Annotated in this window: 15 protein-coding genes; 11 read left to right on the top strand and 4 right to left on the bottom strand. The window is 64.1% G+C overall.

Annotated elements, in window-relative coordinates:
- Positions 1-6 precede the first annotated feature (6 nt).
- The 3 genes from AC05QJ_RS06480 to AC05QJ_RS06470 all read right to left on the bottom strand — a co-directional run bounded on the left by AC05QJ_RS06480 (position 7) and on the right by AC05QJ_RS06470 (position 2,975).
- On the bottom strand, positions 7-948 hold the full coding sequence (locus AC05QJ_RS06480; RefSeq protein WP_476746135.1) for an AEC family transporter: 942 nt from the start codon (positions 946-948) through the stop codon (positions 7-9).
- 210 nt (positions 949-1,158) lie between these two features.
- Positions 1,159-1,719: a response regulator transcription factor gene (locus tag AC05QJ_RS06475; protein ID WP_476746134.1), complete on the bottom strand. Its 561-nt coding sequence runs from the start codon at positions 1,717-1,719 to the stop codon at positions 1,159-1,161.
- On the bottom strand, positions 1,719-2,975 hold the full coding sequence (locus tag AC05QJ_RS06470) for an ATP-binding protein (RefSeq protein WP_476746133.1): 1,257 nt from the start codon (positions 2,973-2,975) through the stop codon (positions 1,719-1,721). The genes AC05QJ_RS06475 and AC05QJ_RS06470 overlap by 1 nt, the downstream gene beginning before the upstream one ends.
- A 199-nt stretch (positions 2,976-3,174) precedes the next feature.
- On the opposite strand from AC05QJ_RS06470, the gene AC05QJ_RS06465 reads away from it, so the two are divergent.
- From AC05QJ_RS06465 to AC05QJ_RS06425, 9 genes are all read left to right on the top strand, one after another.
- Entirely contained in the window at positions 3,175-3,885 is a 711-nt protein-coding gene (locus AC05QJ_RS06465; RefSeq protein WP_476746132.1) for an SIMPL domain-containing protein, read from the top strand.
- Positions 3,886-4,187: 302 nt separating this feature from the next.
- Positions 4,188-5,813, top strand: a complete 1,626-nt coding sequence (locus tag AC05QJ_RS06460; RefSeq protein ID WP_476746131.1) for an ABC transporter substrate-binding protein — start codon at positions 4,188-4,190, stop codon at positions 5,811-5,813.
- A 240-nt stretch (positions 5,814-6,053) separates the two neighbouring features.
- Positions 6,054-7,652, top strand: a complete 1,599-nt coding sequence (locus AC05QJ_RS06455; protein ID WP_476746130.1) for an ABC transporter substrate-binding protein — start codon at positions 6,054-6,056, stop codon at positions 7,650-7,652.
- Positions 7,653-7,753: 101 nt separating this feature from the next.
- On the top strand, positions 7,754-9,130 hold the full coding sequence (locus AC05QJ_RS06450) for an OprD family porin (RefSeq protein ID WP_476746129.1): 1,377 nt from the start codon (positions 7,754-7,756) through the stop codon (positions 9,128-9,130).
- A gap of 67 nt (positions 9,131-9,197) precedes the next feature.
- Positions 9,198-10,793, top strand: a complete 1,596-nt coding sequence (locus tag AC05QJ_RS06445; RefSeq protein ID WP_476746128.1) for an ABC transporter substrate-binding protein — start codon at positions 9,198-9,200, stop codon at positions 10,791-10,793.
- A 78-nt stretch (positions 10,794-10,871) separates the two neighbouring features.
- Positions 10,872-11,882: an ABC transporter permease subunit gene (locus AC05QJ_RS06440; RefSeq protein ID WP_476746127.1), complete on the top strand. Its 1,011-nt coding sequence runs from the start codon at positions 10,872-10,874 to the stop codon at positions 11,880-11,882.
- A 10-nt stretch (positions 11,883-11,892) separates the two neighbouring features.
- Positions 11,893-12,810, top strand: coding sequence for an ABC transporter permease subunit (locus AC05QJ_RS06435; protein ID WP_476746126.1), 918 nt, complete (start codon positions 11,893-11,895; stop codon positions 12,808-12,810).
- Between the two features lie 10 nt (positions 12,811-12,820).
- Complete coding sequence (locus AC05QJ_RS06430; protein ID WP_476746125.1) at positions 12,821-13,789, top strand: ABC transporter ATP-binding protein; 969 nt, start codon at positions 12,821-12,823, stop codon at positions 13,787-13,789.
- Positions 13,789-14,760, top strand: a complete 972-nt coding sequence (locus AC05QJ_RS06425) for a peptide ABC transporter ATP-binding protein (protein ID WP_476746124.1) — start codon at positions 13,789-13,791, stop codon at positions 14,758-14,760. Before AC05QJ_RS06430 ends, AC05QJ_RS06425 begins: the two co-directional genes overlap by 1 nt.
- An 885-nt stretch (positions 14,761-15,645) precedes the next feature.
- On the opposite strand, the gene AC05QJ_RS06420 is transcribed toward AC05QJ_RS06425, so the two are convergent.
- The gene (locus AC05QJ_RS06420; RefSeq protein ID WP_476746123.1) at positions 15,646-16,530 is read right to left on the bottom strand and encodes a hypothetical protein; all 885 of its coding nucleotides are present in this window, start codon (positions 16,528-16,530) and stop codon (positions 15,646-15,648) included.
- Positions 16,531-16,754: 224 nt separating this feature from the next.
- On the opposite strand from AC05QJ_RS06420, the gene AC05QJ_RS06415 reads away from it, so the two are divergent.
- Both AC05QJ_RS06415 and AC05QJ_RS06410 read left to right on the top strand, forming a co-directional pair.
- Positions 16,755-17,564, top strand: coding sequence for a helix-turn-helix domain-containing protein (locus AC05QJ_RS06415; protein ID WP_476746122.1), 810 nt, complete (start codon positions 16,755-16,757; stop codon positions 17,562-17,564).
- A 63-nt stretch (positions 17,565-17,627) separates the two neighbouring features.
- Positions 17,628-19,034 carry an NAD(P)/FAD-dependent oxidoreductase gene (locus AC05QJ_RS06410; RefSeq protein WP_476746121.1) on the top strand — a complete coding sequence of 469 codons (1,407 nt, stop codon included), beginning with the start codon at positions 17,628-17,630 and terminating at the stop codon, positions 19,032-19,034.
- Positions 19,035-19,050: the final 16 nt, after the last annotated feature.

The raw sequence follows: 19,050 nt of genomic DNA, 5'->3' as shown, positions 1-19,050 counted from the left end.
CAGAATCTAGATCCAGCCTCCCCACTGCAAGAGGAAGATTCCGATGTTGGTTGTCAATGCCGCTGCCAGCGTGGTGATGACGATGATCGACGCCGCCAGCTCGTGGTTGCCGTTGGCCGCGCGGGCCATCACATAACTGGCCGCCGCCGTGGGGCTGCCGATGTACAGGAACAGGATGCCCAGTTCCGCCCCGCGAAAGCCGCAAAGCCAGCCGCCGAAGGTGAACACCAGCGGCAGCCAGACCATCTTCACCAGGCTGGAACTGACCGCCATCCGGCCACTGGCCCGCAGCGATGCCAGCGACAGCGTGCCACCGATGCAGATCAGCGCCAGCGGCAGGGTCATCTGCGCCACGTAGTCGGCCGAGGTCAGCAGCCAGTTGGGCAAGCCCACCTTGGCGTAGGCCATCGGCGTCGCCGCCAGCACGCTGATGATCAACGGGTTGCGCAGGATGCTCTTGAGTATGCTCCACGGGTCGGACTTGACCGTGGGGCTGTACACCGCCAGCACCACCGACGACAGCGAGTTGTAGAGCAGGATCACCAGCCCGGCGAGAATCGCGCCGAGAGAGATACCGTAGTCGCCATACATGCTGGCCGCCAGCGCCAGCCCCACCACCCCGTTGTTGCCGCGAAACGCGCCCTGGGTGTAGATGCCGCGATCTTCCCGGGGACAACGCCAGATGGCAATCAGCCAGGCCAAGGCGAAACTGCCGAACGTGGCGGCGATGAAGTACAGCAGCAGGCCCGGCTTGACCGCAGCGTCGAGGTCGGCGTGGTAGATGCCGAGGAACAGCAGCGCCGGCATGCAGACGTTGAACACCAGGGACGACGCAGTCTGGATGAAATTGTCGTTGATCGCATTGATGCGGCGCAGGAACACGCCCATGAACAGCATCGCGAACACCGGCGCGGTGATGTTCAGCGTCTGGATGAATAAGGCGAGCATGCGGGGAGTGTTCCGTGGCCTGTCGTTAGGCGGCTAATGATACGCCAGTGCAAGGCTCAGGGATGGGGGTTTGTGGATGAAATACCGGAGATTCGGCGATCTTCAGGGCCCTATCGCTGGCAAGGCCAGCTCCCACAGGTTGGGCGGGGCACGCTATCCCTGTGGGAGCTGGCCTTGCCAGCGATAGGGCCCTGAAGGGCAATCAAGAACTCAGCGCCGAACCGGCCGCTTCTGCAATTTGCGCTGCAAGGTCCGCCGGTGCATGCCCAGGGCCCGGGCGGTAGCGGAGATATTGCCCTCGTGCTCGGTCAGCACGCGCTGGATGTGCTCCCACTGCAGGCGATCCACCGACATCGGGTTTTCCGGCACCAGGCTGTCCAGGTCGGCATGTTCGGAGGCCAGGGCCGCCAGCACGTCGTCGGCGTCCGCCGGCTTGCACAGGTAGTTGCAGGCCCCGCGCTTGATGGCTTCGACGGCGGTGGCAATGCTGGAATAACCGGTCAGGATCACCACCTTCATGTCCGGGTCCAGCTCCAGCAGCTTGGGCAACAGCACCAGGCCCGAGTCGCCTTCCATCTTCAGGTCCAGCGTGGCGTAGTCGGGCACGTCCTCCTGAGCCAGCTTCAGGCCCTCTTCGGCGGAACTGGCGGTGCTGACGCGGAAACCGCGGCGGCTCATGGCACGGGCCATCACCCGGGTAAAGGTCGCGTCGTCGTCGACCAGCAGCAGGTGCGGCAGTTCTTCACCTTCAACCTGGATTTCATCACTCATCACACGTCTCCTCGCGCGTCACGGGGCAAGCGCAGCTCGGTCAGCGTGCCGCCCTCTTCGTGACTATAGAGTTTTACCGAGCCACCAGCACGGGTCACGCTGGCCTTGCTCAGGAACAGGCCAAGGCCGAAGCCCTTGCCCTTGGTGGTAAAGAAAGGTTTGCCGATCTGCTCGGCAATGGCCACCGGCACCCCGGGACCATGGTCGCGGATGCTGATGACGATATCGGAAGCGTCCCAGTCCAGGTGCACTTCCAGCCCATCGGGACAGGCATCGGCGGCGTTGTTCAACAGGTTCAGCAGCGCCTGGGTGAGGTCTGGCGGCGGTGCAAGGTGCGGCACCAGGCCCTGGCCCAGACGCTGGAAGCGGTAGCTGGCCTCGGGGCGCATCAGGTGCCAGCGGTTCAGCGATTCATCGAGCCAGAAGGTCACGGGCTGCTGTTCCACCACCATGCGGCGATTGGCCTCGGCGGCGCGCACCAGTTGCTGCAAGGTGTACTTGCACTGCTTGACCTGCTCCTGCAGGGTTTCCAGATCCTCCTGCAGCAACGGGTCGGTGTGGTCCTGGCGCATTTCATTGAGCAGCACGCTCATGGTCGCCAGCGGCGTCCCCAGTTCGTGTGCAGCGCCAGCCGCCTGGGTGGCGACGGCGAGCAGTTGCTGGTCACGCAAGCCCTCCTCGCGGCGCTGGGCTTGGAAGGCTTCCTGGCGCCGCAGCTCTTCGGCCATCTTCGCAGCGAAGAAGGTGATCACTGCCGCAGCCAGGGCAAAGCTCAGCCACATGCCGTAGATCTGCACCTTCTCCCGCGCCATGGGCAGGGCATCCAGCGGATAGAACTGCACCAGCAGCAGGGTGTAGGCCACCAGGGCGATGCCGGACAGGATCAGCGAATAGATCCACGGCAAGGTCACCGCAGCGATCGCCAGCGGTACCAGGTAATAAGACACGAAGGGGTTGGTCGAACCGCCAGTGAAATACAGCAAGGCACTGTGGATCAGCAGGTCGCAGGCCAGTTGTACCGCATATTCGAGTTCGGTGACCGGGAGCGAGGCGCGCAGGCGCAGGGCGGTGACCAGGCACAGCACCATGGAAAAGCCGAGGGTGACACTCAGGGCCAGCCACGGCAGCGGCAGCAGATCGGTCCAGTAGGCGACGCCGACCGAGCCGGCCTGGGCAGCCAGTACCAGCGTGCGGATAAACGTCAGGCGCCACAGGTTCTGGCGGGTAGCGGACGGCATGTGTACGGGGGCGAGCATGAGCTCTCCTGATGAGTGCTCCAGGTGAATCGTCGCGAGTATACCCAAGCGGCGCCCAGGACTGGAGCGATGCGGCAACTCGCCACACCACGGTAAATGAATGATGGCTATCTGGAACCTTGGTGCTACTTTCAAGGTCAGACAGGGTCTGCGTGGCACAGGATCGTATTGGCCGCGCCCATTTTTCAAGGAGTTCTCCATGTATACCCCACGCCGTGGCGCCAACGCCCTGCTGGTTGCCAGCCTGCTGGCAAGCTTCCCCGTTCTGGCGGACGAGCCGCGCTACAACCAGGTGTCGTTGCGCGCCGAAGCCAGCAAGGAAGTGGCCCGTGACCTGATGGTCGTGACCCTGTACAGCGAAGCGCAGAACACCGACCCGGCCAAGCTTGCCGCCGAAATCACCACCACGCTGAACAAGGCCCTGGAAAAGGCCCGTCAGGTCAAAGAGGTGAAAATCAGCCAGGGCAGCCGCAACGCCTATCCGATCTACGATGACAAAGGCCAGAAAATCACCGGCTGGCGCGAACGTGCCGAGCTGCGCCTGGAAAGCAGCGACTTCCCTGCCCTGTCCAACCTGACCGGTGAACTGCTGCAAAGCCTGAAAATGGGCGGCATGGACTTCGCCATCGCCCCCGCGACCCGCAAGAGCAGCGAAGATGCGCTGATCAAGGACGCGGTCGAAGCCTTCAAGGCCCGCGCCCAGATCGCCACCGAAGCACTGGGCGGCAAGGGCTACAAAGTGGTCAGCCTGAACCTCAACAGCAGCGGCTATCCACAACCGTACCTGCGCGCCCCAATGATGATGAAAGCCAGCATGGACGCCGAGGCAGCGCCATCGCCGCAGGTCGAGGCGGGCACCACCCAGGTCAGCGTCAATGCTGACGGCACCATTGAAGTGCAGATGCCCTGATCGACCTGCCGGGCCTCATCGCCGGCAAGCCGGCTCCCCCAGCGTTCTCGACGCGCCACCTTGTGGGAGCTGGCTTGCCAGCGATGGGGGTCTCAGAGTTTCACGATATTTCGTGAAAACCCTCCAGCGCAAACGTTCAACTCGCACAAAGTTGCACGAATGCGACATTCCTGTACGCCCGTCCCGCTTTTTCTCCCGCCAGCTATCCTCATTCGTTGCACCGGGTACAGCACCTGCATAAGTATCCGCAGGTCGGCTCACGAGGCCGCCCTCACTCCAAAAATGACAACAATGAGGCCACCATGCTGAAAACCGCAGTCATTCCGTTCCTGGTTGGCGCAGGTCTGCTCGCCACCACCCCCGCCGCCCAGGCCGCAAGCAACCTGGTCTACTGCTCCGAAGGCAGTCCCGCCGGTTTCGATCCCGCCCAGTACACCACCGGCACCGATTTCGACGCCTCGTCCGAAACCCTGTTCAACCGTCTCGCCCAGTTCGAGCGCGGTGGCACCAAGGTCATTCCGGGCCTCGCCACCCATTGGGACGTGTCCGAGGACGCCCTGACCTACACCTTCCACCTGCGCGAAGGGGTCAAGTTCCATACCACCGACTACTTCAAGCCCACCCGCGACTTCAACGCCGACGACGTGCTGTTCACCTTCAACCGCATGCTCGACAAGGACATGCCGTTCCGCAAGGCGTACCCCACCGAGTTCCCCTACTTCACCGATATGGGCATGGACGCGAACATCAAGAAGGTGGAAAAGGTCGATGACCACACCGTCAGGTTCACCCTCGCCGAGGTGGACGCCGCGTTCATCCAGAACATCGCCATGAGCTTCGCCTCGATCCAGTCCGCCGAATATGCCGACCAGTTGCTCAAGCAGGGCAAGGCCGCGGACCTCAACCAGAAGCCCATCGGCACCGGCCCGTTCGTGTTCAGCAAGTACCAGAAGGACGCGCAGATCCGCTTCAAGGGCAACAAGCAATACTGGAGCCCCGACGAGGTGAAGATCGACAACCTGATCTTCGCCATTACCACCGATGCGTCAGTACGCATGCAGAAGCTGAAGAAGAACGAGTGCCAGGTCACGCTGTTCCCGCGCCCTGCCGACCTCGAGGCGCTGAAGGCCGATCCCAACCTGCAGATGCCGTCCCAGGCCGGTTTCAACCTGGGCTACATCGCCTACAACGTGATGGACAAGATCAAGGGCAGCAACGAGCCCAATCCGATGGCCCAGCTCAAGGTCCGCCAGGCGCTGGACATGGCGGTGAACAAGCAGCAGATCATCGACTCGGTGTATCAAGGTGCAGGCCAACTGGCGGTCAATGCCATGCCGCCCACCCAGTGGTCCTACGACGACTCCATCAAGGGCACCGAATACAACGTCGAGAAAGCCAGGGCCCTGCTCAAGGAGGCCGGCATCAAGGACGGCACGGAGATCACCCTCTGGGCCATGCCGGTGCAACGCCCGTACAACCCCAACGCCAAGCTGATGGCCGAGATGATCCAGTCCGACTGGGCCAAGATCGGCATCAAGGCGAGAATTGTCAGCTATGAATGGGGCGAATACATCAAACGCTCCAAGGACGGCGAGAACGGCGCCATGCTGATTGGCTGGAGCGGCGACAACGGTGACCCGGACAACTGGCTCGGCACCCTCTACGGCTGCGACGCGGTGAACGGCAACAACTTCTCCCACTGGTGCAACGCCGACTACGACAAGCTGGTCAAGGAAGCCAAGCGCATCCCCGACCAGGCCAAACGCACCGAGCTGTACAAACAGGCCCAGCACATCCTCAAGGAACAGGTGCCGATCACACCGATCGCCCACTCCACGGTGTACCAACCGATGCGCAAGAGCGTCGAGGACTTCAAGATCAGTCCGTTTGCCCTGAACGACTTCTATGGCGTCAGCGTGAAGCCCTGAAGGCAGCGGTGAAGGGCCCGCGTTGCAGGCCCTTCACCGGGCAGGCAATTCGTGCATCTCCGCCAGCCTGTTGAAATTTCCACAAAACGGTCAGAAACCTCCTATCCAACTTTGCCCCTTGTGTAACTCGTCGGCAGCCTTCTCCGGACTTACCGTGGGAAGGGTGTCGCGGTGCATGGACGAGGGACCGTCATGTGCCGCGGAAAAATCCGATCACAACGACATGACAAGGGACTTTCCATGCGCGTCACTTCTCTCTGCGCCGCCCTGATCGGGGCCGGCCTGCTGCTTCATTCCCCCTTCGGCACCGCCAAAAGCAACACCCTGGTGTTCTGCTCCGAAGGCAGCCCGTCCGGCTTCGACACCGCGCAATACCAGAGCGGCACCGACAACGATGTCGCCGAGCCGCTGTACAACCGCCTGGTGGAATTCGAACGGGGTGCCACAGGCGTACTACCCGCGCTGGCCACCGACTGGACCGTCTCTGACGACGGCCTGACCTACACCTTCAACCTGCGCTCCGGCGTGAAATTCCACAGCAATGCCGGCTTCACCCCAAGCCGCGAGTTCAACGCCGACGACGTGCTGTTCACCTTCAACCGCATGCTCGACCCGACCCACCCGTTCCGCCTCGCCTACGGTACCGAGTTCCCCTACTTCAGCGCCCTGGGGCTGGACAAGACCATCGCCAGCGTCGAAAAGACCGGGCCAATGACCGTCGTCTTCACCCTCAACAGCGTCGATGCCGCGTTCATCCAGAACCTGGCCATGAGCTTCGCGTCCATCCTCTCCGCCGAATATGCCGAACTGCTGCTCAGCCGCGGCACGCCCTCGGACATCAGCCACAAGCCGATCGGCACCGGCCCCTTCGTGCTGCAGCGCTACCAGAAGGACTCGCAGATCCGCTACCGCGGCAACCCGGACTACTGGGCGCCGCAACAGGTCAAGCTCGACAACCTGATCTTCTCGATCAACACCGACCCGTCGGTGCGTATCCAGAAGCTGCGCAAGGACGAATGCCAGGTCACCGTTCACCCGCGCCCCGCCGACCTGGAAGCCCTGCGCCGCGACCCGAACATCAACCTGATCGAGAAGCCCGCCTACAACCTTGGCTACATCGCCTACAACACCCGCAACAAGCCCTTCGACCAACTTGAAGTGCGCCAGGCCCTGGACATGGCGGTGAACAAGGAAGCGATCATCCGCACCGTGTTCCAGGGTGCCGGGCAGAAGGCCGTCAACGCCATGCCACCCACCCAGTGGTCCTATGACGACAGCATCACCGACACACCCTATGACCTGGAGAAAGCCCGGCAGATGCTGCGCGATGCCGGCGTCGAGGAAGGCACCGAAATCACCCTGTGGGCTATGCCCGTGCAGCGGCCGTACAACCCCGATGCCAAGCTGATGGCGCAGATGCTCCAGGACGACTGGGGCAAGCTGGGCCTCAAGGTGAACATCGTCAGCTACGAGTGGGGCGAATACCTCAAGCGGGCCAAGAACGGCGAGCACGACACCATCCTGATCGGCTGGACCGGCGACAACGGCGACCCCGACAACTGGCTCGGCACGCTGTACAGCTGCGACGCCATCGGCAGCCACAACCACTCCATGTGGTGCGACCCCGACTACGACGCGCTGGTGAAGAAAGCCAAGGGCACCAGTGACCGCGAGGCCCGTTCGGAACTGTACCGCCAGGCGCAGCAGTACCTGAGGCAACAGATGCCGATCACGCCGATCGCCCACTCCACCGTGGCCCAGCCGATCAGCAACCGGGTGACCAACTACCTGGTCAGCCCCTTCGGCCGCACCAGCTTCCTGGATGTAGGTATCGAGTGAAACCGCAGCGTGACGGCGTACCCCGCCGCAATCACGTCAGCGACCGTCGGGCCCACGACGCCCGCCGGTCCATCTGCCATAACAAGAAAGGATGCATTGCCTTGAAAACCACCACGTCCGTTATCGCTCTTTCCCTTCTCGGCTTCGCAGGCATAGCCGAGGCCCGCTCCGACAGCCACGACTACCTGCCGCTGACCCTGCGGGAAAACAACGCCCAGGCCGAAGCCAGCGGCTTCATCGAGGGCCAGAGCCTGTCCGGCTCGACCCGCAACTGGTACTCCCGCGAACGCGCCACCAAGGGTCCGCTCTATCGCTACTACAAAAGCGACGGTACCCGCCAAGCCACCCACAGCCGTGACAACTGGGTCCAGGGCACCATCCTCGACTACAGCTCCGGCTTCACCCAGGGCCCGGTGGGCCTGGGCCTGCAGGTGGCCGGCTACAACGCCATCGCCCTGGAACAGGGCCGTGCTGCCGTAGCCGGGCCGAACAACCGGACCCTGACCCACAGCGACGGCGAGGTCATCGGCCAGTGGAGCAAGCTCGGCCTGGCCAACATCAAGGCGCGGGTTTCCAACACCACCCTGACCGCCGGCCGCCAGTCCATCGACACGCCGGTGTTCGCCTTCATCGGCAACCGCGCCTTGCCGTCGAGTTTCGACGGTATCAGCCTGCACAGCGCCGAGCTCGACAACCTGACCTTCGACCTGGGCAGCTTCGACCGCGTCTCCACCCGCACCGAGCAGGGCAAAAGCCGGTTTACCACCGAGTACTCGGCCGCCGGCGTCACCGCCGACCGGGTCACCCTGGCCGGCTTCAACTACCAGCCACTGCGCAGCCTGACCACCAGCCTGTACTTCGCCAACGTCGAAGACATCTGGAACCAGTACTACTTCGGTGCGTCCCACGACCTGGGCGACAGCTCGGTGCTGGGCCTGACCACCGGCCTCAACTACTACGGCACCCGCGACACCGGCAGCAGCCGTCAGGGTCCGATCGACAACGACACCTTCAGCCTGTCGTTCGCCCTTACCCACCAGGCCCACACCTTCACCGTCGCTTACCAGGAGGTCGCCGGCAACGAGTACTTCGACTACGTGCACGACACCAACGCGATCTTTCTCGCCAACTCGCTGTTCTCCGACTTCAACGGCCCCAACGAGAAGTCCCTGCAGTTCGCCTACGTGCTGAACATGGCCGGCTACGGCCTGCCGGGGCTGCGACTGAACGTCTACACCGCCCGTGGCTGGGGCATCGACGGGACTCACTATCGCGGCAACGGCTACGATGTACGCAACCTCGATGGCGAACACCATCAGGAATGGGGCATCGGCGCCGGCTACACGGTGCAGGACGGCGCGCTGAAGAACACGGCCATCCGCGCCACCTACAGCGCCCACCGGGCCAGCCGGGCACAGATCGACGGCAACGTCGACGAGCTGCGGATCGTGACCACCATTCCGTTCAACATCCTCTGACCCGCCCTGCGCCCGGCACATCGCTGCCGGGCGCAGACCAGAACCGAAACCGACACCGGGAGCCTGCATGAATCGATACCCCCGCAACGCGCTGCTGGCCGCCATCCTGCTGACGACATCGGCGGGCCTTGCCGCCAGGCCGCTGGTGGTCTGTACCGAAGCCAGCCCGGAAGGCTTCGACATGGCGCAGTACACCACCGCCGTCACGGCCGATGCCGCCGCCGAAACCCTGTTCAACCGCCTGGTGGATTTCAAGCCCGGCACCACCGACATCCAGCCTGCCCTGGCCGAGCGCTGGGAGATCAGCGACGACGGCCTGACCTACACCTTCCACCTGCGCCAGGGCGTGAAGTTCCACACCACACCCTGGTTCACCCCGACCCGCGACCTGAACGCCGACGACGTGCTGTGGAGCTTCCAGCGCCAGCTCGACCCGAAACACCCCTGGCACGACAAGAGCAGCGTCGGCTTCCCCTACTTCGAAAGCATGGGCTTTCGCGAGTTGCTGAAAAGCGTCGAGAAAACCGACCCGCACACCGTGGTCTTCACCCTCACCCGCCCGGAAGCGCCGTTCCTGCGTGACCTGGCCATGGCCTTCACCTCGATCTACTCCGCCGAATACGCCGACAAGCTGCTGGCCGCCGGTACAACCGCCGAGCTCAACAGCAAGCCCGTCGGCACCGGGCCCTTTGTCTTCCAGCGCTACAACAAGGACGCGCAGATCCGCTACAAGGCCCACCCGGACTACTTCCGCGGCGCACCGCCCAGCGAGACGCTGGTATTCGCCATCGCCAGCGACAACAACGTGCGCCTGCAGAAGCTGCGCGCCAACGAATGCCAGGTTGCGCTCTATCCCAAGCCCGACGACGTCCCGTCGATCAAGGCCGACCCAATGCTCAAGGTCGCCGAAATGGAAGCGCTGGTCACCGGCTACATCGCCTTCAACACCCAGCACCGCTACCTCAGCGACGTGCGGGTACGCCAGGCGATCGACATGGCGTTCGACCGCCAGACCCACATCGACCAGTTGTTCGGCAGGGGCAACGCGCTGCTGGCGGTCAACCCCTATCCACCGACGGTCATGGGCTACAACCGCGACAATCGCAATCCGCCCCGCGACCTCGACAAGGCCCGTGCCCTGCTCAGGGAAGCCGGCGTTCCGGAAGGCACCGAGCTGACCCTGTTCACGCGCAATGGCGGCGGACCGACCAACCCCAACCCGCGACTGAGCGCAGAAATGCTCCAGTCCGACCTGGCGAAGATCGGCATCAAATTGAACATTCGCGTCATGGAATGGGCCGAAATGCTGCGCCGGGCCAAGAACGGCGAGCACGACCTGGTGTCCACCGGATGGGCCGGCGACAACGGCGATCCCGACAATTTCCTGACCCCGCTGCTCAGTTGCGAAGCGGCCCGTAATGGCGAGAACTATGCTCGGTGGTGCAACAAAACGTTTCAGGCGCTGATCACCGAGGCCCGCCAGGTGATCGATCCGCAACAGCGCGAAGCGCTCTATAACCGCGCGCTGGCCGTGTACGATGCGGACCGGCCGTGGATAACCATGGCCCATCCGAAGATGTTCACGGCCATGCGTCGGAACGTCGAGGGCTACACCATCAGCCCTCTGACCAACAACAACTTCGCTACCACCCTGGTGAAGTAGAACAATAACGCCCGCCAAACGCCCCACCAGAGCGCAAGCGGGCAGCCTGCCTGACCGGCTGACGAGGACCACCAGAAGATGTTGAGTTTCATAGCCCGGCGTCTGGGATTGCTGATCCCGACCTTTTTCGGCATTACCTTGCTGACCTTCGCACTCATACGGCTGATACCGGGGGACCCGGTGGAAGTCATGATGGGTGAACGCCGGGTCGACCCCGAAATGCACGCCCAGGCCATGGAGCGGCTGGGGCTGAACAAGCCGCTGCCGGAGCAGTACCTGGACTATGTCGGCAAGCTGGCCCAGGGCGACCTCGGCGAGTCGCTGCGCACCCGGGAAAGCGTCTGGAGCGAATTCCTCGCCCTGTTCCCCGCTACCCTCGAACTGGCCCTGGCCGCACTGTTGTTCGCCGGCGTCATCGGCATACTGGCCGGAGTCATCGCCGCGCTCAAGCGAGGCTCGCTGTTCGACCACGGGGTGATGGGGCTGTCGCTGACCGGCTACTCCATGCCGATCTTCTGGTGGGGCCTGATCCTCATCATGTTCTTCTCGGTGAACCTGGGCTGGACGCCGGTTTCCGGGCGCATCGACCTGCTCTACGACATCGAGCCGAAAACCGGCTTCATGCTCATCGACACCCTGTTCAGCGAGGACGAAGGCGCGTTCAAGGATGCCCTGATGCACCTGATCCTTCCCGCCATCGTGCTGGGCACCATCCCGCTGGCGGTAATCGCCCGGATGACCCGCTCCTCGATGCTCGAAGTGCTGCGCGAAGACTACATCCGCACCGCCCGGGCCAAGGGCCTGTCGCCGGCGCGGGTAGTGTTCGTCCACGGCCTGCGCAACGCGCTGATTCCGGTGCTGACGGTGTTCGGCCTGCAGGTCGGCACCCTGCTGGCCGGCGCGGTACTGACAGAAACCATCTTCTCCTGGCCGGGCATCGGCAAATGGCTGATCGAAGCCATCGGCGCCCGTGACTACCCCGTGGTCCAGAACGGCATCCTGCTGATCGCCTGCCTGGTCATCCTGGTGAACTTCGTCGTGGACATCCTCTACGGCCTGGTCAACCCACGCATCCGTCACCAGCGCTGAGGGCACCGACATGAATACCCCTGCTCCCACTCCTGCTCCGGTGATCGACCAGAGCCTGCTCTACCCCTCGCCGTACAAGGAATTCTGGCACCACTTCTCGCGCAACAAGGGCGCCGTCGCGGGCCTGCTGTTCATGTGCCTGATCGTCTTCTGCGCGCTGTTCGCGCCCTGGGTCGCGCCGCACAACCCCAGCGAGCAGTACCGCGACTTCCTGCTGACCCCGCCGGTATGGCTCGAAGGTGGCAACTGGCAGTTCATCCTCGGCACCGACGAACTGGGCCGCGACCTGCTCTCGCGGCTGATCCAGGGCTCGCGGCTGTCACTGCTGATCGGCCTGTCGTCCGTGGTGATCTCGCTGATCCCCGGCATCGTCCTCGGCTTGCTGGCAGGCTTCTTCCCCAAGGCCCTCGGCGCCTCGATCATGCGCCTGATGGACGTGATGCTGGCGCTGCCCTCGCTGCTGCTGGCGGTGGCGATCGTCGCCATCCTCGGCCCTGGCCTGGTCAACACGGTGATCGCCATCGCCATCGTCTCGCTGCCATCCTACGTGCGCCTGACCCGCGCCGCCGTGATGGGCGAACTCAACCGCGACTACGTCACTGCTGCACGCCTGGCCGGCGCCAGCCTGCCGCGCCTGATGTTCATCACCGTGCTGCCCAACTGCATGGCGCCGCTGATCGTCCAGGCCACCCTGAGTTTCTCCTCGGCCATCCTCGACGCCGCCGCCCTGGGCTTCCTCGGCCTCGGCGTCCAGCCGCCCACTCCCGAGTGGGGCACCATGCTGGCCTCGGCCCGCGACTACATCGAACGGGCCTGGTGGGTGGTGAGCCTGCCCGGGCTGACCATTTTGCTCAGCGTGCTGGCAATCAACCTGATGGGCGACGGACTGCGCGATGCGCTGGACCCGAAACTCAAGAATGCCGCCTGAGGAGAAGCCCATGTCACTTCTGCAAATCCGCAATCTCAACGTGCGCTTCGGTGATGCCAGCGCGGTACCGGTGGTCGACGGTCTCGACCTGTCGCTGGACACCGGCGAAGTCCTGGCCATCGTCGGCGAGTCCGGCTCGGGCAAATCGGTGACCATGATGGCGCTGATGGGCCTGATCGACGCGCCCGGGCGCATCAGCGCCGACGCCCTGGTGTTCGACGGCCACGACATGCTGAAACTCAGCGGCCGGCAACGGCGCAAGGTCGTGGGCAAGGACATGGCCATGGTCTTCCAGGACCCCATGACCGCCCTCAACCCCAGTTACACCGTAGGCTTCCAGATCGAGGAAGTGCTGCGCCAGCACCTCGGCCTGCGTGGCAAGGCGGCGCGCCAGCGTGCATTGGAGCTCTTGAAGAAAGTCGAGATCCCGGCCCCGGAAAGCCGCCTCGACGCCTATCCCCACCAACTGTCCGGCGGCATGAGCCAGCGGGTGGCGATTGCCATGGCGATTGCCGGCGAGCCCAAGCTGCTGATCGCCGACGAGCCGACCACCGCCCTCGACGTGACCATCCAGGCACAGATCATGGAACTGCTGCTGAACCTGCAGAAAGAGCGGGACATGGCGCTGATCCTCATCACCCACGACCTCGCCGTGGTCGCCGAAACCGCCCGCCGCGTGTGCGTGATGTATGCCGGGCAAGCCGTGGAAGTCGGCCAGGTGCCGGAACTCTTCGAAGTGCCCGCCCACCCCTACAGCGAAGCGCTGCTCAAGGCCATTCCCGAGCACAGCCTGGGCGCCGAACGCCTGGCAACCCTGCCCGGCATCGTTCCCGGTCGCTACGACCGGCCAAGCGGCTGCCTGCTGTCGCCGCGCTGCCCTTATGTGCGTGACAACTGCCGCCAGCAACGCCCTGGCCTCGATCCCCAGGCCCATAGCCTGGCCCGCTGTTTCTACCCGCTGAACCAGGAGGTGGCGTGATGAGCGAAGTCGTCCTGACTGCCCGTGACCTCACCCGTCACTATGAAGTCTCCCGCAGCCTGTTCAAGGGCAGCGCCGTGGTACGCGCCCTGAACGGCGTGTCGTTCGAATTGCAGGCCGGCAAGACCCTGGCCGTGGTTGGCGAATCCGGCTGCGGCAAATCTACCCTGGCCCGCGCCCTGACCCTGATCGAAGAGCCGTCGTCCGGCTCGTTGCAGATCGCCGGACAGGAAGTCGCCGGCGCCAGCAGGCACGAACGCAAGCAACTGCGCCGCGACGTGCAGATGGTGTTCCAGAGCCCCTACGCCTCGCTCAACCCGCGGCAGAAGATCGGCGACCAACTGGCCGAACCGTTGCTGATCAACACCTCGCTCTCCAGAACCGAACGCCGCGAGCGCGTGCAGGCGATGATGCAGCAGGTGGGCCTGCGTCCCGAGCATTACCAGCGTTATCCGCACATGTTCTCCGGCGGCCAGCGCCAGCGCATCGCCCTGGCCCGGGCGATGATGCTGCAACCGAAAGTACTGGTGGCGGACGAACCGACCTCGGCCCTGGACGTGTCGATCCAGGCCCAGGTGCTGAACCTGTTCATGGACCTGCAGAAGGAGTTCAACACCGCCTACGTGTTCATCTCCCACAACCTGGCGGTGGTGCGCCACGTGGCCGACCAGGTGCTGGTGATGTACCTCGGGCGGCCGGCGGAAATGGGGCCCAAGCAGGATATCTTCGCCAAACCCCTGCACCCGTATACCCAGGCACTGCTGTCGGCGACGCCGGCGATCCATCCGGATCCGTTGAAACCCAAGATCCGTATCGCCGGTGAGTTGCCCAACCCGCTCAATCCGCCGGATGGCTGCGCCTTCCACAAACGCTGTCCCCATGCGACCAAGCGGTGCGCCGAGGAAGTGCCGGCGTTCCGCCAAGTGGGGACGCGGCAGGTGGCGTGTCATTACGCGGAGCAGTTTCTTTAGGTCGGGTAGTGCTTCTCGGACGGGGTGTGGCGATGGCGATTTAGGTGCTGGATTTGCGTTATTATCCAGCATTTTTGGCGACGTTGCCGGCCCGTTCCGCCCTTACGGCGGCTTACTTTTGTCTTGTCAAAAGTAAGCAAAACCGCCCGCTCCCACATCCGGCCCTACGCTTCGCTACGGGTCCCCTCCCTCCGGCACCTTCCGGGGCCAGCGCGGCCTACGATTTGCTTCGCAAATCTTCATCTCGCGTCTTCGGCTATCGCCGAAGGGTGCTTACGCACCCGGCCCCTACAGGCACCTCCACTCGGCCGGCTGAAGTCGCAATTGGCGGCGTCTGGACTGACGCGTATGAAGAGCAAAAGCCAGAGCAAAAGCTCTGGCTCTTTGGGACGCCTATCAAAATCAGATCTGAATTTCGAAGATCCGTCCGCGAGAGCGCCGCCCGTAACTTGCGACTTCAGAAGGCCGAGTGGAGGTGTTCGGAAGGGGCGGGGGCGCAGCCCCCTTCGGCGTAGCCGAAGAGCGCGAGTCTTAGATTTGCGCAGCAAATCGTGGCCGCGCGGCCCCTGGAGGACACCGGAGCGAGGGGACCCGGAGCGAAGCGTAGGGCCGTATGTGGGAGCCAGCGGTTTTGGTTCCTTTTTCCAAGAAAAAAGGGACCCGCCGTAAAGGCGGAACGGGCCGGCAGCGTCGCCAAATAGAACGGATAAACCCGCAAAACCAGCACCACCAACACGAAGAAACGAAAAGCCGATCGCCGGCGGACCGGCGATCGAAGCTACCCAATCAATGCATGAACAGCGCAATCAGAATGATCACCGGAATCGGTACACCCAACATCCACAGCAGTAATGAACGCATGGTCGTTCTCCTTCTTGTCGTCGATTAACGAATCGGTGCCGCCGGATTACGGACCACGGTCCGATCCACATACCCCTCAGCCTCCAACCAGCGCACCTGATCCCGCTGGCGACCACCGAACAGCGCGGCAAAGCTGGCGAAGAACGCACCGCACAGCAGCGCGACGAAGGTCCACAGCGCCGTCCACGCTGCGGCCTTGGCCGCCGTATCAGCCGCCTGCTTGGCCTCGACCTTGGCCTGCTGCACCTGGCCGAACACCTGATCCACCCGCGCCGCCGCTTCGGGCTGGGTCAGGCGGGTACGTTGCGCCACCAGTTGCGTCAGGTAGGCGTGGTCTTCCGGCGTCAGGGCGCGGTCGTCGGCGACGCTGCGGGCAAGGATCCGCGCAGCAACGCCATTGGCCGCGTCTTCGGTTACCGGAGCAGGGCCCTCGCCACGGAACAGGCCGTCGACGAAATAGCCCATCGAGGCATCACTGTTGGCCGCTGCAGCAGCACCGGCCTGGGCACCCGCCCCCGCCAGACCACCGACCGTACCGACCACCAGCATCGCCGCGAACAGCGTGGCCACGGCCCAGGCCAGGAAGCCATGGGCGGTATCGCGGAAGTACACCTCGTCACCGTGCAAATTGGCCCACTTCACCCGCAGCCGGCCGGCGATGTAACCGCCCAGACCGGAGGCGAGGATCTGGGTCAACAGCAACCAGATGATGGTGGAAATCCCCAGGGCCTTGGCGCTGGCACCTTCGTTGGCCCAAGGCGATGTCGCCGCGAAGCCGAGGCCGGCGCCGAGCACCACCAGAATCAACGACAAGGCTGCCGCCGCAGCCGCGCCAGCGAAGATAGCGGCCCAGGACACGCCTGAGCGATTGGGGACATCAAGGGTTGATGTGTATTCATTGGTGATCATTTCGCGCCTCTCCGGTGAGCGATGGGGTCCTTTCGCACTGAATAAGTGCAGCGGCCATGCCAAATGTTTCAAACAGTGACAGCCAATGAAACCGGGGGTTTGCGGGCGCGGCGCCTTCCTCAGACCGTGCAAAATGCCAGATGGGCGCCGTTTCGGTGGGCGTTATGCATGGCCTGGTTCCGCCTGGCTTGCCAGCGATCAAGCCCTGGAGGCACTATCGGGCAATGACTCCCCAGCCCCTCTCCGATGGCCCGGCCCAGACTCCGATCACCGCAGACACCGTGCTGCGCTATCACCTGTGCTGGAAACACCGCGACCTCGACGGCGTGATGGCGCTGTACCACCCAGACGTGCAGTACCACGACTTCTTCCAGAACCGTGTGCTCAGCCATGCCGACCTGCGCGACTACGTGGGTGCGTGCCTGCCCCATGAAGCCGGCGAAGACATCGTTCACAGCGACCGCATCCGCGTCGATGGCTGCACCGCCTTCATCCAGTACCAGGTCACGGTGCAAGGCGGCGACGGCCTGGTGGCCTTTCAGTCCAGCGAAGCGATCACAGTCAAGGACGGGCTGATCTGGCGGGTCAACGAATACGCCACCCTCGTACGCCAGAACGCCACGGGCAGCCGCCATCAAGGACCACGCCCGGCCACCAGCCGTCTCGGCCTGTCGCCCCGCCAGCTGAGTACCATGGCCCAGGACCTGGAGCACTACTTCCAGCGCCAGCGCCCGTACCTCGATCCGGAACTGGACCTGCAGCAGGTCGCCAACGAGAGCGGCTACAGCCGAAACCAGATTTCCTACCTGCTCAACCAGGTGCTCGGCCAGAGCTTCTACCGCTACGTCAACCAGGCCCGCCTGCAACACCTGCTGACCGGGCTGGACGGCGCCAGCAGCACGACACCCATCGACGAGCTGGCCTTCGGTGCCGGCTTCAATTCGCTGTCGGCGTTCTACAAGTGCTTCCGCGAGCACACCGGCCTGTCGCCCAAGGCTTACGTGAAACAGATTTCCCTGCGTGCACGCACGTAAGACAGCACGCCCCACGCGCCACTAGGATCGGCTCCACACCCTAACGACGTGGAGCGCAACCCAATGCAACCCTGGCGCACGATCAGCCTCTGGATGGACCAGCTCGACGAGCCGCTGTGCGCTCGTCCGGCTCTGCGCCAGGACCTCGACCTCGACGTCTGCATCATCGGCGCCGGCTACACCGGCCTGTGGACGGCGTACTACCTCAAGCAGCAGGCACCGCAGCTGAACATCGCCCTCATCGAGGCCAATATCGCCGGCTACGGTGCCTCGGGGCGCAACGGCGGCTGGCTGATGGGCAACATGCTCGGCGACGACCGCCTGCTCGCCACGCTCTCACCGCAGCAGCGCCGCGACAGCATCGACCTGCTCCATGGCATCCCCGACGAAGTCCAGGCCGTGCTGCACAAGGAAGGCATCGACTGCGACTACCGCAAAGGCGGTGTGCTCTATTGCGCGGCCCGTTATCCGGAACAGGAAAAGAGCCTGCGCGCCTGGCTCGACGACCTCTACCGTCAGGGCATGACCGAGGACGACTACCGCTGGCTGCGCCCCGAAACGCTGGAAGGCCAGTTGCGGGTAAGCAATGCCTACGGCGCCATCTTCAGCCCGCACACCGCGACCATCCAGCCGGCGAAGCTGGTACGTGGACTGGCCCGGGCTGTGGAACGACTCGGCGTGCCGATCTACGAAAACACCCCGGCGCTGGACTGGAACCCCGGCCAGGTCCGCACACCCATGGCGACGATCCGCAGTCACTGGGTCGTGCCTGCCGTGGAGGGCTACGCCGCCAGCCTGCCGCCGCTGGGCAAGCACCAGTTGCCGGTGCAGAGCCTGCTGGTGGCCACCGAACCGCTGCCGGACTCGGTCTGGGAACAGATCGGCCTGAGAGACGGCCAGGCGTTCAGCGAAAGCAGCCGGCAGGTCACCTACGGCCAGCGTACCCGTGACAACCGCCTGATGTTCGGTGCCCGCGGCGGCTATCGCTTCGGCGGCCGGTTGCGGGAAGACTTCAGCCTGAATGCCGACGAGATCGAACTGCGCCGCTACCTGTTCGGCGAGCTGTTCCCGCAACTGAAGAACGTGCGCATCACCCACTCCTGGGGCGGCAACCTCGGCATGGCCCGGCGCTTCCACCCGCACATGCTCTGCGACCGCCAGCGCGGCATTGCCCTGGCCGGCGGTTACGGCGGCGAAGGCGTGGGCGCCACCAACCTCGGTGGACGCACCCTGGCCGCGCTGATCCTCGGCCAGCACAACCACCTGACCGCCCAGCCGTGGGTTCACGACAACCGCCCGCTGTCGAGCCTCGCCAGCTGGCCGCCGGAGCCGTGCCGCTGGCTTGGCTACAACGCCATCATCCAGAGCTTCGTGCTCGAAGACCGGACCCTCGCCAGCCCCGCTAGCCCACCCTGGCGTCGGCGGATGGCCAGCGGTCTCGCCGATTTCATGCAGCGCTTCATGAACTGAAGCGCTGCCAACAGAA

The organism is Pseudomonas sp. TUM25319, from assembly GCF_056388475.1.
This window is presented reverse-complemented; position numbering and strand designations above follow the sequence as displayed.

Excerpts from the sequence above, each read along its gene's own strand:
- AC05QJ_RS06415 (WP_476746122.1), top strand. The coding sequence starts at position 16,755 with ATGACTCCCCAGCCCCTCTCCGATGGCCCGGCCCAGACTCCGATCACC.
- AC05QJ_RS06410 (WP_476746121.1), top strand. The coding sequence starts at position 17,628 with ATGCAACCCTGGCGCACGATCAGCCTCTGGATGGACCAGCTCGACGAG.
- AC05QJ_RS06430 (WP_476746125.1), top strand. The coding sequence starts at position 12,821 with ATGTCACTTCTGCAAATCCGCAATCTCAACGTGCGCTTCGGTGATGCC.
- AC05QJ_RS06460 (WP_476746131.1), top strand. The coding sequence starts at position 4,188 with ATGCTGAAAACCGCAGTCATTCCGTTCCTGGTTGGCGCAGGTCTGCTC.
- AC05QJ_RS06425 (WP_476746124.1), top strand. The coding sequence starts at position 13,789 with ATGAGCGAAGTCGTCCTGACTGCCCGTGACCTCACCCGTCACTATGAA.
- AC05QJ_RS06455 (WP_476746130.1), top strand. The coding sequence starts at position 6,054 with ATGCGCGTCACTTCTCTCTGCGCCGCCCTGATCGGGGCCGGCCTGCTG.
- AC05QJ_RS06440 (WP_476746127.1), top strand. The coding sequence starts at position 10,872 with ATGTTGAGTTTCATAGCCCGGCGTCTGGGATTGCTGATCCCGACCTTT.
- AC05QJ_RS06470 (WP_476746133.1), bottom strand. The coding sequence starts at position 2,975 with ATGCTCGCCCCCGTACACATGCCGTCCGCTACCCGCCAGAACCTGTGG.
- AC05QJ_RS06465 (WP_476746132.1), top strand. The coding sequence starts at position 3,175 with ATGTATACCCCACGCCGTGGCGCCAACGCCCTGCTGGTTGCCAGCCTG.
- AC05QJ_RS06480 (WP_476746135.1), bottom strand. The coding sequence starts at position 948 with ATGCTCGCCTTATTCATCCAGACGCTGAACATCACCGCGCCGGTGTTC.
- AC05QJ_RS06475 (WP_476746134.1), bottom strand. The coding sequence starts at position 1,719 with ATGAGTGATGAAATCCAGGTTGAAGGTGAAGAACTGCCGCACCTGCTG.
- AC05QJ_RS06435 (WP_476746126.1), top strand. The coding sequence starts at position 11,893 with ATGAATACCCCTGCTCCCACTCCTGCTCCGGTGATCGACCAGAGCCTG.
- AC05QJ_RS06420 (WP_476746123.1), bottom strand. The coding sequence starts at position 16,530 with ATGATCACCAATGAATACACATCAACCCTTGATGTCCCCAATCGCTCA.
- AC05QJ_RS06445 (WP_476746128.1), top strand. The coding sequence starts at position 9,198 with ATGAATCGATACCCCCGCAACGCGCTGCTGGCCGCCATCCTGCTGACG.